This is a genomic window from Phreatobacter cathodiphilus, from assembly GCF_003008515.1.
Classification (GTDB): domain Bacteria; phylum Pseudomonadota; class Alphaproteobacteria; order Rhizobiales; family Phreatobacteraceae; genus Phreatobacter; species Phreatobacter cathodiphilus.
Map to the genome: position 1 here is coordinate 214985 of NZ_CP027668.1, position 12764 is coordinate 227748.

Annotated in this window: 10 protein-coding genes; 6 read left to right on the forward strand and 4 right to left on the reverse strand. The window is 69.5% G+C overall.

Annotation, left to right across the window (positions count from 1 at the left end; translation table 11 throughout):
- Positions 1-93: 93 nt before the first annotated feature.
- Both C6569_RS01060 and C6569_RS01065 read right to left on the reverse strand, forming a co-directional pair.
- Positions 94-804 (reverse strand): carbonic anhydrase, encoded by a 711-nt coding sequence (locus tag C6569_RS01060; protein ID WP_106747104.1) that lies wholly within the window; start codon positions 802-804, stop codon positions 94-96.
- 288 nt (positions 805-1092) lie between these two features.
- On the reverse strand, positions 1093-1788 hold the full coding sequence (locus C6569_RS01065) for a hypothetical protein (RefSeq protein ID WP_146144701.1): 696 nt from the start codon (positions 1786-1788) through the stop codon (positions 1093-1095).
- A 251-nt stretch (positions 1789-2039) separates the two neighbouring features.
- Between C6569_RS01065 and C6569_RS01070 the strand changes: the two genes are divergently transcribed.
- On the forward strand, positions 2040-2738 hold the full coding sequence (locus C6569_RS01070; protein WP_106747106.1) for a CDP-alcohol phosphatidyltransferase family protein: 699 nt from the start codon (positions 2040-2042) through the stop codon (positions 2736-2738).
- An 8-nt stretch (positions 2739-2746) separates the two neighbouring features.
- Positions 2747-3667, forward strand: a complete 921-nt coding sequence (locus C6569_RS01075) for a phosphatase PAP2 family protein (protein WP_106747107.1) — start codon at positions 2747-2749, stop codon at positions 3665-3667.
- A 56-nt stretch (positions 3668-3723) separates the two neighbouring features.
- Here C6569_RS01075 and C6569_RS01080 read toward each other — a convergent pair whose 3' ends face one another.
- Both C6569_RS01080 and C6569_RS01085 read right to left on the reverse strand, forming a co-directional pair.
- The gene (locus C6569_RS01080) at positions 3724-5943 is read right to left on the reverse strand and encodes a S1 family peptidase (RefSeq protein ID WP_181313867.1); all 2220 of its coding nucleotides are present in this window, start codon (positions 5941-5943) and stop codon (positions 3724-3726) included.
- Positions 5944-6091: 148 nt separating this feature from the next.
- Positions 6092-7333 (reverse strand): serine hydrolase domain-containing protein, encoded by a 1242-nt coding sequence (locus C6569_RS01085; protein WP_106747109.1) that lies wholly within the window; start codon positions 7331-7333, stop codon positions 6092-6094.
- A gap of 286 nt (positions 7334-7619) precedes the next feature.
- On the opposite strand from C6569_RS01085, the gene C6569_RS01090 reads away from it, so the two are divergent.
- The 4 genes from C6569_RS01090 (at position 7620) to C6569_RS01105 (ending at position 12760) form a co-directional block, all read left to right on the forward strand.
- Positions 7620-9257 (forward strand): amidohydrolase, encoded by a 1638-nt coding sequence (locus C6569_RS01090; RefSeq protein WP_106747110.1) that lies wholly within the window; start codon positions 7620-7622, stop codon positions 9255-9257.
- Positions 9258-9262: 5 nt separating this feature from the next.
- Positions 9263-10204, forward strand: coding sequence for an ABC transporter permease (locus C6569_RS01095; RefSeq protein WP_106747111.1), 942 nt, complete (start codon positions 9263-9265; stop codon positions 10202-10204).
- Positions 10201-11094, forward strand: coding sequence for an ABC transporter permease (locus C6569_RS01100; protein ID WP_106747112.1), 894 nt, complete (start codon positions 10201-10203; stop codon positions 11092-11094). The genes C6569_RS01095 and C6569_RS01100 overlap by 4 nt, the downstream gene beginning before the upstream one ends.
- A gap of 70 nt (positions 11095-11164) precedes the next feature.
- On the forward strand, positions 11165-12760 hold the full coding sequence (locus C6569_RS01105) for an ABC transporter substrate-binding protein (protein ID WP_215905780.1): 1596 nt from the start codon (positions 11165-11167) through the stop codon (positions 12758-12760).
- Positions 12761-12764: the final 4 nt, after the last annotated feature.

Here is a 12764-nt window from a genome sequence, read left to right on the forward strand (position 1 = left end):
TTTCGCAGGCGAGGGGGAGAGGCCCTCGCCTGCACGACGGCCGGCCGGGTCTACGACGGCCGGCCGACGTTGTCCGACGGCGGGCCTGCCGCCTCAGATGAGCGTGACCTTGCCGGTGGCGAGGTCGTAGACGCCGCCGGCCACCGTCAGCTTCTTCTCCGCCACCAGGCCGGCGAGGACCGGCGTCGAGGTCTTCAGCTTTTCGACGTTGAGACGGACATTGGCCGCGATGGTCGCCGCCAGCATGTCCGACGGCTTCTCGGCGTCGGCCGCATGGACCGCCGGCTTGATGGCGTCGATGAGCTGCGGCAGATGGCCGGGCAACTGCGTGTTGTTGCGGACCACGTCGATGGCCGCGGAGATGGCGCCGCAGCGCGTGTGGCCGAGCACGAGGATGAGCTGGGAGCGCAGCACCGCCGCGCCGAATTCGAGGCTGGCGAGCCCGTCCTGGTTGACGAAATTGCCGGCGACGCGGACCACGAAGAGGTCGCCGGCGCCCTGGTCGAAGGCGAGTTCGGGGGCGACGCGCGAATCGGCGCAGCTCACGATGGAGGCGAAGGGGTGCTGCGAGCGCGACAGCGCCGCCCGCCGGGCCGAGAAGTCGCGCTGCTCCGGCGCATTGGCGACGTAGCGGGCATTGCCCTCCATCAGCCGCTTCAGCGCCTCCTCGCCGCTCAGGGCGGCGGGGGCCTGGGCTACGGCGGGGCCGGGCAGGGCGAGCCCCCCTGCGAGGGCGAGGCCGGCGCCGGCCTTCAGGAAGGAGCGGCGGGACGAGGCGGTGGGGAAGGCGCACGAAAGGCACATGGGGCGGTCTCCGGCTGGGGGGCGCTGGACGGGCCGCCGGGGCTGTCCGGGGTGATGTCCTGCACGTGACGGCCGCCATGGTCGAGCAGACCGACCGCCATTTCCAGTCGTTTGACGCCTGCAGGTCCGGCGAATGCTTGGAAACGTGAACGTCGTTTCAACGCATTTGCAGGATCATCCGGAGAATTCGCTGAAAATGCCCTCGCGATGCGGAGGTATATTGCGCGGATGGGCCGGAGGGCCGCGCGGCAGGGCACGGGATGTGTGGAAGATCTTGCCGTTACGTCTCTACCACCAGTCCCGGAAGGCGGCGATGGCATTGAGGTCGTTGGTGCCGGAACTGTTCGGGCCGAAGGTGAGGGCGGCGAGGTTCGATGCTTCCGTCTCGATCGGCAGGCCGCGCCCGGGGATGACGAGGCGTGGCACGCCGCGTTTCGCCAGATGCCCGGCGAACCACACGTCATCGACGAAGCGGATGCCGGGCGCATGGCCGGAGAAGTCGTGCACCGCCGCATCGAAGGCGCCGGGCGGCACCAGATAGCCCCAGGTGCCCAGGAGGATGTCCACAGGCTCCGGCGCGGCGAGGGCGGTGGCGAAGACGTGGGGGAAGCGCTTGGGATGGGCGCCCGGCACGATGCGCCAGCCGCGCCAGCCGATGGCGGCACCCGGCAGGCGGCGATGCCAGGCGAGCATCTGTTCGAGGAAGTCGGAGGGATAGATGACGTCGTCGTCGACGACGATGATCGCCGCCGCGGGCTCGGCCAGGAGCGCCGGCAGCAACTTGGTGGCCGGCCCCTCGTCGGTGGTATCGAGCACGTCGACACCGGGAAAGGGCGGGTCGAGCTGCGGATAGGGCTGGCCCGAACGCCGGGACACCTGCGGGCGGGCGAGGATGATGCGGTCGGCCGCCACCGTCTGGTCGAGGAGGCTGCGGAACACCGGCGCGAGCCTGTCCATGCGCTCGGGGACGGTCGTCAGCGTCACCACGAGCCGTTCCGGCCGGGCCGGCGACGGGGGCCGCGGCGGCGGTAGCTCGCGCATCAATTTGCGTGCCCGGGCATGATCCTGATAGAGCCTAGCCGGCGTCATGCGCCGGAAGCGCATCAGCGCGTTGCGGATCATCATGGCCGGCAGGCCGGGGCGGTCCGGAAAGTGGGGCGCATCTCGGCCTCGGCTCCTTATCGGGGTGAGGACGGGCTCATAGCACCGCACGCGGCAAACGGGGAGCCGGGTTGATGTCGGAAAGCTGGGTCTCGCGGCTTCTCGCGAGCCTTGAACGGGGCGCCTCCCTCCAGGATGTCGCCCGCAGTGCGTCCTTCGCGGGCACTCTGGCGAAGGTGGCCTCCGTGCTGGCGCGCACGGGCGTCACGCCCAACACGCTGACGCTGCTGTCGCTGTTGCCGGCCCTCGTCTCCGGCATCCTCGCCGCCTATGGCGCCTTCGGCTGGTCGACGCTGTTCCTGCTGCTCTCCGGCGTCTTCGACATGCTGGACGGCCCGCTCGCGCGCTCCACCGGCACGGTCAGCCGCTACGGCGCCCTGCTCGATTCGACCGTCGACCGCATCACCGACGCCTCCCCGCTCCTCGGCCTCACCGTCTTCTACGCCACCTCCGGCTGGATGGCGGTGGTGCCGGCCTTCACCCTGCTCGCCGCCTATACGGTGTCCTACGTGCGGGCGCGCTGCGAGGGCCTGAAGGTGCAACTGCCGCCGCTGTGGATGCGCCGCGGCGACCGCATGGTGCTGATCGCGCTCTCGCTGCTGCTCGGCATGGTCTCGCCGGCATTCACGCTCGGCGGCATAGGCCTCGTCGGCGTGCTCAGCCTCCTCGCCGCGGCCGATGCACTCCGCGTCGCCCGCAACGTCATCGACGCCCGGGTGCCGGAGGTGCGCGCCGTTGCGGACGCCCCGACCGGCCGCGACACCGCCGCCTGAGACCTGACATGATCGACACCGCCTTGAGCCGCCTGACGGACCTGTGGGGCCGCTGGTGGCTGGCGCCGCTGGCGCCGACCTTCTACGCCCTCGCCATGATCCCCGCCGGGCAGTTCCGGCCCGAACATGCGCTGATCGGCGGCCTGGTGCTGGTTCTCGGCCTGTACAACCGCACCACCCAGCGCATCACCGCCGCGCTCTATCCCGGCGTGCTCGTGGCCATCGCCTCCGACGCCATGCGCTTCGTCGTTCCGGTCTTCGTCACGCCGGAGCGGGTCCATGCCTGCGACCTGCGCGCCCTCGAGCTGAAGCTTTTCGCCGTCGCGCCGAACGTCACGCCCGGCGACTGGCTGCAGCAGCACACGGCGCCCTTCTGGGACGTCTTCTTCGCCGTTCCCTATGCCGCCTTCCTCTATGTCGTGCCGGTCTATGCGCTCTATCTCTTCGTCCGCGACCGGGAGCGCATGGCCCTCTATCTCTGGGCCTTCGCCATCGCCCATGCCATCGGCTTCGCCATGTGGCTGATCGTGCCGGCGGCGCCGCCCTGGTACGTGCGCATGAACGGCTGCCTCGTCGACGTGAAGGCGGCCGCCAATGCCGCCGGCCTGCTGCGCGTCGACGACCTCTTCGGCATGACCTATTTCCGCCAGTTCTACGCCCGCGCCGCCAATGCCTTCGGCGCCATGCCCTCGATGCACGTCGCCTTCCCGCTGATCGGCCTCTTCGCCGCCCTCGGCCGCGCCACCTGGCGCACCTGGCCGCTGCATCTGACCTACGCCACGGCCATGTTCGTCGGCAGCGTCTATCTCGACCACCATTGGATCCTCGACGGCGTCGCCGGCGCCGTCGTGGCGCTCGCCGCCGTGTGGATCGCGGCGCGGCTTCTCGGCCTGCCCTGGCCCTGGCCGCCGCGCGAAGGCCGGCCGTGACACGAAAACGGCCCGGGTCGCCCCGGGCCGTCTTGTCTCGCGGGTGAGGGCTGCGCCTATTCCAGGCAGTCCAGCGGCACCACCGACTGGTCGGAGTTCTGCAGGATGTCGCTGGTCGGCAGGCTGGCACCCGCTTCGCCCTCCGTCGGCGTCACGCTGTTGGCGGCGAGGAAGCTGCGCACCAGGTCGAGCTTGATGCCGAAATTGATGTTCTGCGCCGTCCGCTCGCCGGAGATCTTGTCGATCTGCGAGACGACGACGCCGACCACCAGGCCCGAAGCGTCGAGCACCGGTCCCCCGGAATTGCCCGGCTGGGTCGGCGCCGTGTACTGGAACCGGCTCTGGTCGCCGAGCGCGCCGCGCAGGCCCGAGACGATGCCCTCGGTGACGTTGACGCCGCCGAGCTGCGAGCGGGCGGGGTAGCCGACCAGCACCACGCGCTCGCCGCCGCGCACGTTGACGCCGGCGCCGTTGCGCAGCCGCAGCGGCTGGGAGGTGGTGTTCTCCTGCACTAGGACCGCGAGGTCCGCGCCCTCGTCGGCGCCGATCAGGCGCAGCGGCACGCGCTGGCCGCCGGGCCGGGAGATCGCCACCGTGGCGCAACCGTCGATGACGTGGTGGTTGGTCAGGATGTGGCCGTTTTCGTTGATGTAGAAGCCGGTGCCGGTCGATGCGACCTGGCCGGGACGACCGGCGCGGCCGATGGCCATTTCCGGCGTCGCGCAGAGGTCCTGGTCGCGCTTCTCCATGGACTGGCCGCCCTCGAAGACCACCTTCAGGTCCCAGCGGCAGCCGCCCTCGGTGGGCAGCCTGAGCTCGAGCCGGAAGCGGCGGGGCATCAGTTCCGAGCCGAGCCGATCGTCGCCCCAGTGGGTGTCGGTGACGGGGGTGAGATAGACCTCGCGCACGTCGCCGCGGCCGTTGTTGGTGAAGACCACCCGCCGGCCGTTCTCGGGGCCGCCGCCGTCGATGCGGAAGGCGTTGGCGCCGCCGAAGGCGATTTCCTGGCGCTGGCAGAGGTTCTGCCGCATGCGCCGCTCCTCGCGTCCCCCCTGATAGACGATCCTGAGGTCGTAATTGCACTGATCGTCCCGCTCGACGCGGGCGGTGAAGCGGGCGCCCGGCTGGATCCGCACCTCCGGGTTCAGCATGTCGTCGCCCCAGGAGGAGACCTTGGACGAGGAGATGAACAGCGACTCGATCGGCCGCTCGCCCTCGTTGACGATGACGATCTGCGAGATCGAGGGCTGGGCGGCACGCGCCGTCGGCCGCTGCTTGCGGTCGCCCCGGCCGGTGGCGAGCGCCGGGCCGGTGACGACGAATTCCGGCGATTCGCACAGGTTGACCGCGTTGCGGACCTCCTCGCGGTCGTTGTCGAACCGCACCTTCACGTCATATTCGCAGCCGCGCCGCGGCATGCTCACCTGGAACGAGCCGCGGGCGGCGATGGTGTCGCTGCCCAGGCGGTCCTCGCCCCACGCGCTGGTGCCGCGCGGACGCACGTAGAGATACTGGATCGGGATGGCGCCGCGGTTCTGCACCACGAAGGCCAGCGGCTCGCCGGCCGGCTCCGCGGGCCTCTCCCGGCCGCCGTCACGGCGGGCCTGCGGCTGGCCCTCCGCCTCCGGCCCGAACACCACCTCGCGGTTGGTGCAGAGGTTGCGGCCCGTAAGGGTGCGGTCGCCCGCCCCGTCGAAGGTCGCCACCACGTCATAGGTGCAGCCGCCGCCGCGCCGGAAGCGGCCGGTGAAGGTCTGTCCGGTCTCCAGCACCGTCGCGCCGAGCACGTCCTCGCTCTCGTTGCCGCCGGGCGCCACGAGCTTCAGCACCTGAAGGGTCGCGCCGGAGCGGTTGCGCACGATGTAGAGCGCCACCGGGCCCTGGCGCTGAAGGTCGGTGTTGGAGGTCTGGGTGCGCCCGTTCAGCGCCACCTCGGGGCGGGCGCACAGGTCGAGCCCGAACCGCGTCTCCTCCCGGCCGCTCTCGTAGATCGCCCTGAGATCGTGGCGGCACTGGTCGCCCTCGAGGGTGAAGGTGTGGGAGCGGTTGCGCGCCACCGTGTCGTTGCCGAGCCGGTCCTCGCCCCAGGACACCTCGCCCACCGGCGTGACGAACAGGTACTGCAGGGTGGCGCCGGCGCGATTCTGCACCGTCACCTCGGTCGAGGCCGGCGCCTGCTGGCGCCGCCGCTGGGCTTCGGCATCGCCGGATTGCAGCATCATCAGGCAGGCGGCGGCGAGCGCGAGCGGCGCTGGGTGGCGGTTGAGCAGCGACATCGACGGCTTTCCCTTGAGGTCTCGCAGCCCGCGGAGGCAGGCCGTGAGGAGCCTATAGCCGGGGGCCGTTTCCGCAAGTTTTCGCGCGGGCATGGCTTTGTCGTGGCAGGCGAGCCCGCGCAGCAACATCGCTGAAACGTCGGGCGCCTCAGCCCATGAGGTGGCGTGCCACCGCCATCCAGGCGGGCAGGGAGATCGGATCGTTGGCGACGTTGCCGGCGGCCGGATGGGAGGCGTAGCGGGCGATCACCATCTCCGCCTTCGGATCGATGTAGAGCGCCTGTCCATAGACGCCGCGCGCCATGTAGGCCCCATGCGCGTTGTGGCTGACCCACCACTGGTTCCGGTAGGACCAGCCGGGCAGGGTGGCATAGCCGGCGGGCGCGAACTTCGCCGGGTCGCCGCCGCGGGCGATGTCGTCGGCGACGTTCGCGGGGAAGATCTGCCGGCCGTTGAAGGCGCCGCGGTTGCGCATCAGCTCGCCGAAGCGGGCGAGGTCGCGGGTCGTGGTGTTGAGCCCGCCGCCGCCGCTCTCGATGCCGAGACGGTCGACGTGGTAGTAGGCGTCCTCCTCGGCGCCCATGGGCTGCCAGATGCGGGTCGACAGGAGTTCGCTCAGCGACAGCCCGCTCGCCCGCCGCAGGATCCAGGCGAGCACGTCGGTATTGACGGTCTTGTAGGCGAAGACCCGGCCGTGCTCGCCCTGCTTGGCGACGGTGGTCAGATACTCCAGCAGCGAGAGCTGCGGCACGCCGGGCAGCGGCGGCGCCATGCCGTTCGCCCGCCTCAGCGCCCAGACGTCGGACTTCGGATCGGTGTAGATCTCGGAATAGGCGAGGCCGGTGGTCATATCCATGACCTCGGCGACGCTGGCGTCGCCGAAGGCGCCGGCGGCGAGTTCGGGGACGTAATGCGTCACCGGCGCCGCCGGATCGACGAGGCCGTCGGCGACGAGGATGCCGGCGAGCGTGCCGGTGAAGGACTTGGTCACCGACATGCCGATATGCGGCTGGTGCGGCTTCAGCGCGCCGAAATAGCGCTCGTAGACGAGCTTGCCCCGGTGCAGCACCACGAGGCCGTCGGCAAAGGTCTGCGCCAGGGCCTCGGCGAAGCTGATGGTCTCGCCGCCCATGGTCGTCACGGCCACGCCGTCGAGGTCCACGTCGGCGCGGGGCAGCGGGGAAGCGGGCCCGGGCCCGCGCCAGACGTTCACCGTCGGCACGATCTGCCGGACGTTGCTCCACGACCACCGCAACTGCGGGAAGGAGCGGAACGAGCCGTCGGCATAGGTGACGGCCTTGTCGGCCGGCGGCGGGAAGCCGGTCATCCAGCCGAGGGCCACCGGATCGCTGGCGGCGGCGTCGGGAAGTTCGGTCTTCGCGTCGGTCATGGAGTGGCTCCTGCACGAGGGTGGCCGCACCGCGGCACACCCGGTCTCACCGGTGGATACGGTATCGTTTCGTCCCGCAGTCCGATACGGTCGTGCCAAAACGGGTTGAAGCCGAAGAAGATTGCTGCTCTTTTTGCGGCCGCGGGCGAAATGAAAGTCACCGACCATAGCGGCGGTGGGCAACAAATCCACCCCGCGCAGTGGAGAGGTGCCCGGCACCAGCGCGGCTTGCCGATGTAAAAACAGGCATGCCACGATGCTGGGCAGTTTGTATTCGGGGGTTTTGATGCCGATCCTTCCCAGGGCGGATGTCGTATTGCGTGGCGGCCGTGTTTTCGTGGCCTATGGTGAGCCGGTGGCCGAGGCGGTTGCGCTGTGGTCCGGCAAGGTCCTGGCGGTGGGATCCTCCGCCGACTTGGAGCCGCTGATCGGCCCCGGAACCAAGGTGGTGGAGCTGCGCGGCCGCCTGGCGACCCCCGGCCTGTTCGAGGCCCACGCCCACCTCCTGCCCATGGGCATCTCCATGGCCGAGATCGACGCCCGGCCGCAGAAGGCCGACACGCTCGACGCCCTGCTCGGCCTCATCCGCGACGCCGCGGCGACCAAGAAGCCCGGCGAATGGATTCTCGCCCGCGGCTATGACGATTCGAAGCTCGACATCCGTCGCCACCCGCACCGCACCGAGCTCGACCTCGCGGCTCCCGACAATCCGGTCTATCTGGTGCGCACCTGCGGCCATCTCGCCGTCGCCAATTCCATGGCGCTGAAGATCGCCGGCGTGACGACCAGGACGCCTGTCCCTGCCGGCGGCGCCATCGAGCAGGTCAACGGCGACCTCACCGGCCTGATGGCCGAGAACGGCCGCCAGGCCGTGCACGCCGTCCTGCCCGCCTATACCGACGAGGATCACGTCGCCGCCATCGAGCGCGGCGGCCGGTACATGAACTCCTTCGGCATCACCTCCACCATGGACGCCGCGGTCGGCATGCGCTCCGGCTATCGGGAGATCATCTCCTACCGCAACGCCGTGCGCACCGGGCGCCAGCCGCTCCGCGTCACCCAGTGCCTTCTCGACATTCCCGGCGGCATTCTCGGCCGCTGCTGGGAGGAGGGCCTGGTCACCGGCTCCGGCGACGACATGCTGCGCATCGGCCCGGTGAAGATCTTCACCGACGGCTCGGCCGGCGGCAAGACCGCGGCCATGACCTCGCCCTATGCCGGCGAGGAGGAGACCCACGGCATCTACTGTCTCACCGACAAGGAGATGGAAGAGGCGACGATGGAGGTCCACGCCAAGGGCTACCAGCTCGCCGTCCACGCCATCGGCGACGGCGCCATCGAGCAGACCCTCGTCGCCATGGAGAAGGCGCTGGCGAAATATCCGGACGCCGACCGCCGCCATCGCATCGAGCACTGCGGCTTCAACACCATGGACCAGATGAAGCGCATGCGCGCCGCCGGCATCGAGCCCGTGCCGCAGCCGGTCTTCATCTACGATTTCGGCGAGCTCTATCAGCAGGTCATGCCGGACGACCGCCCGGCCACCAGCTATCCGATGAAGACTTGGATCGACATGGGATTCCAGCCGGCGGCCTCCACCGACGCACCGGTCTGCGACGCCAACGTCTGGCCGAACTTCTTCACCATGATCACCCGCAAGACCCACAAGGGCACGGTCATCGGCGCCGGCGAGGCGATCTCCATCGAGCGCGCCATCCAGGCCTATACCGAGTTCGGCGCCTATGTGAACAAGTGCGAGGACCATCGCGGCACGCTCCGGCCGGGAATGGCTGCCGATGTCGCAGTCTTCTCTCGCGACTTGCTCACGGCCTCGCCAGAGGCGATCCTCTCCGACACGCGCTGCGACCTCACCATCCTCGGCGGCGCCTGCGTCCATGACGCGACCGGCGAGTGGAAGGGCTGACGGGCATGGGAGTCCACCTCTTACATCGTGCCGTCCTGTCGATCCCGGTGCTCTTCGGCGTGCTGCTGCTCGGCTTCATGCTATTGCAGCTCGTGCCCGGCGACGTCGCCCAGGTCATCGCCGGCCCGCAGGCCACCCCGGATGTGGTCGAGCAGATCCGCCGGGATCTCGGCCTCGACCGCTCCCGCGTCATCCAGTTCTTCATCTACATCACCCGCGTGATGCAGGGGGATCTCGGCTACTCGATGATCAACAACACCCCCGTCATCAGCGAGCTCGGCGAGGCCATCGGCCCGACCTTCGAGCTGATGATCGGCTCGCTGCTCTTCTCCGTGCCGATCGGCATCGCGCTCGGCACCGTCGCCGCCGTCAACCGGGGCCGCGCCCTCGACCGCATCATCATCGCCATCTCGGTCTTCGGCGTCTCCATGCCGGTCTTCTTCATCGGCCTGATGCTGATCATGTATGTGGGATACCACTGGGAGCTCCTGCCCTTCCTCGGCCGCGCCGGCCCGCTCTGGACCCTCGACGGCCTCGCCCACGCGGCGCTCCCCTCGCTCACCCTCGGCCTCATCTTCATCGGTCCGGTGGCGCGCATGACGCGTACCGCCGCCCTCGAGGTGATGAACGCCGACTACGTCCGCACCGCCCGCGCCAAGGGCCTCGCCGAGCACACGGTCATCATCCGCCACGTGCTGCGCAATGCACTGATCCCGGTCGTCACCCTCATCGGCCTGCAGGCCGGCTACCTGCTCGGCGGCGCCGTCGTCACCGAGACCATCTTCTCCTGGCCCGGCGTCGGCCGCCTCGCCGTCGGCGCCATCCTGGCGCGCGACTTGCCTCTCGCTCAGGGCTCGATCCTGATCCTCGCGGTCTCCTTCATCGTGATCAACCTCCTCGTCGACGTCCTGTACGGCATCCTCGATCCCCGGGTGGGCAAGCGATGACCGCCGTGACCGCAACCGAGCCTGCCGCCGCCGCCCCGCGCCGCTGGGGCAACATGCGTCGCCTGTTCCGCGACAAGCTGGCGATCACCGCCGCCGTGCTCCTCGTGCTGCTGGTGCTGGCGGCGATCCTCGCCCCCTGGCTCGCGCCGAACGACCCCTATCTCACCAACACCCGCCTGCGCATGCTGCCCCCGGTCTGGGAGGCGCGCGGCCGCTGGGACTTCCTGCTCGGCACCGACGGCCTCGGCCGCTGCATGCTCTCGCGCCTGCTCTACGGCCTGCGCGCCACGCTGATGATGGGCGTGATCGCCACCGTCATCGGCGGCTCCATCGGCCTGCTCCTCGGCCTCTTCGCCGCCTTCTACCGGCGGCTCGACGGGGTCATCATGCACCTGTCGGACATCCTCCTGTCCTTCCCCGCCATCCTCCTCGGCCTGTCCTTCGCCGCGGTGGTCGGCCCCGGCATGACGGCGGTCGTCATCTCGCTCGCGGTCGCCACCATCCCCACGGTGGTGCGCGTCACCCGCGCCTCGGCGCTGGTGGTCATGGGCCAGGACTTCATCGAGGCGGGCCGCTCCATCGGCCTCAACGACCGCACCCTGCTGGTGCGTTATCTGGCGCTGAACTGCATCTCCTCGGTCTTCGTCTACCTGACGCTGCGCTTCGGCCAGGTGATCCTGCTGGGCTCGGCGCTGTCCTTCCTCGGCCTCGGCGCCCAGCCGCCGGCGGCCGAGCTCGGCACCATGGCCTCGGCGGGCCGCAACGAGCTGTTCCTCGCCCCGCATATCGCGGTCATGCCCAGCCTCGTCATCGTCGTGCTCGTGCTCTGCGCCAACGTCCTCGGCGATGCGCTGCGCGACATGCTCGACCCCCGGCTCAGGCACTCCTGAGCCGCAAGCAACCAACGGTCCGGATCAACGCGGGCCGGGAGAGAACCCACGTCTTCAGAGGAGTTGGGACATGAGTATGAAGCGACTTGCATTGCTGGCCGGCGCCATCGCCGGCGGCCTCGCCCTGGCGAGCCCGGCCATGGCCCAGGCGCAGAACACGCTGACCATCGTGCGCGAGGTCGATTCCGACCGCTATGATCCGCACCGCTCGACGGCACGCGCCGCCTCCGAGGTGCTGTTCATGCTGGCCGACACCCTGGTGTCGCTCGACCACGACATGACCTCCATCAAGCCGGGCCTCGCCGAGAGCTGGACGGTCTCGCCGGACGGCAAGGTCTACACCTTCAAGCTGCGCTCCGACGTGAAGTTCTGCGACGGCAAGGCGATGACCGCCGACGACGTGGTCTATTCGCTGAAGCGCTGGATCGACCCGGCCACCCGCTCGCCGGTGCGCTGGCGCGCCGGCCCGGTGGAGGACATCGTCGCCAAGGACGCGACGACGGTTGAGTACCGTCTCACCGCGCCCTTCTCCGAGCTCCTCTACCAGCTCACCCAGAGCTTCGCCGTCGTCATCGACAAGGCCAATGTCGACGCCCTCGGCGCCGATTTCGGCGTGCGCGGCTTCAACGGCACCGGTCCCTACTGCTGGGTCGACTGGCGCCCGCGCAACGACATGCGTCTGAAGCGCCATGACGCCTATCGCTGGGGTCCGCCGATCTACGAGAACCGGGGACCTGCCCACATCCAGGAGATCGTCTGGCGCATCGTGCCGGAGGAGAACACCCGTCTCGCCGCCGTGCTGACCGGCCAGAGCCAGGCGACGCAGTACGTGCCCTATTCGGGCATGGCGCAGATCCGCGCCAACCGGAACCTGCGCATCGTCGACAACCCGGCCGCCTTCTGGACCTATTTCATCGGCTTCAAGGTGGACAAGGCCGGTGTCGACGACGCCGCCGTGCGCCGCGCCATCGTCATGGCCGTCGACCAGGAGGCAATCTCCCGCGACATCAACTTCGGCGAGACGGAGCCGGCCTATTCCTACATCCACCAGTCGGCCACCGACTGGAACAAGGCCATCGATTCCCGCCTGATCCGCACCAATGTCGCCGAGGCCAACCGCATCCTCGACGAGGCCGGCTGGGTTCGCGGCGCCGACGGCTTCCGCTCCAAGAACGGCGTCCGTCTCTCCCCGCTCGCCTACGGCTTCACCGGTTCGACCTGGCAGAAGCTGATGGAGACGGTGCAGGGCGACCTGCGCAAGATCGGCGTCGATCTGCGCATTCAGCTCTTCGACGCGACGGTGGCCTGGGGCAAGCTCGCCACGCAGGAGTTCGACCTGTTCGGCATGTCCTTCCCCTACATCACCGCCGGCGACGCGCTGAACCTCTACTTCCGCTCGACCAATGCGCCGACCCCGAACCGCATGAACTGGAAGAACGCCGACACCGACCGCTGGCTCCAGACCGGCATGACCGCTGTCTCCGACGCCGAGCGCGCGCAGAACTACGGTGAGGTGCTTGCCCAGGTCCACGACGCGGCGGTGTGGATTCCGCTCTACCACGAGCCGATGAAGGTGGCGGCGACCTCGCGTCTCGCCCCCTTCAAGGCCCACAACATCTACGGCTGCGGCTTCTACAAGGGCCTCGACCTGCGCTTCACGCGCTGATGTG

What these genes read in the sequence shown, in the direction of transcription:
- C6569_RS01100 (WP_106747112.1), top strand. Translation starts at nt 10,201, where the DNA reads ATGACCGCCGTGACCGCAACCGAGCCTGCCGCCGCCGCCCCGCGCCGC.
- C6569_RS01070 (WP_106747106.1), top strand. Translation starts at nt 2,040, where the DNA reads ATGTCGGAAAGCTGGGTCTCGCGGCTTCTCGCGAGCCTTGAACGGGGC.
- C6569_RS01080 (WP_181313867.1), bottom strand. Translation starts at nt 5,943, where the DNA reads ATGTCGCTGCTCAACCGCCACCCAGCGCCGCTCGCGCTCGCCGCCGCC.
- C6569_RS01075 (WP_106747107.1), top strand. Translation starts at nt 2,747, where the DNA reads ATGATCGACACCGCCTTGAGCCGCCTGACGGACCTGTGGGGCCGCTGG.
- C6569_RS01095 (WP_106747111.1), top strand. Translation starts at nt 9,263, where the DNA reads ATGGGAGTCCACCTCTTACATCGTGCCGTCCTGTCGATCCCGGTGCTC.
- C6569_RS01105 (WP_215905780.1), top strand. Translation starts at nt 11,165, where the DNA reads ATGAGTATGAAGCGACTTGCATTGCTGGCCGGCGCCATCGCCGGCGGC.
- C6569_RS01085 (WP_106747109.1), bottom strand. Translation starts at nt 7,333, where the DNA reads ATGACCGACGCGAAGACCGAACTTCCCGACGCCGCCGCCAGCGATCCG.
- C6569_RS01090 (WP_106747110.1), top strand. Translation starts at nt 7,620, where the DNA reads ATGCCGATCCTTCCCAGGGCGGATGTCGTATTGCGTGGCGGCCGTGTT.
- C6569_RS01060 (WP_106747104.1), bottom strand. Translation starts at nt 804, where the DNA reads ATGTGCCTTTCGTGCGCCTTCCCCACCGCCTCGTCCCGCCGCTCCTTC.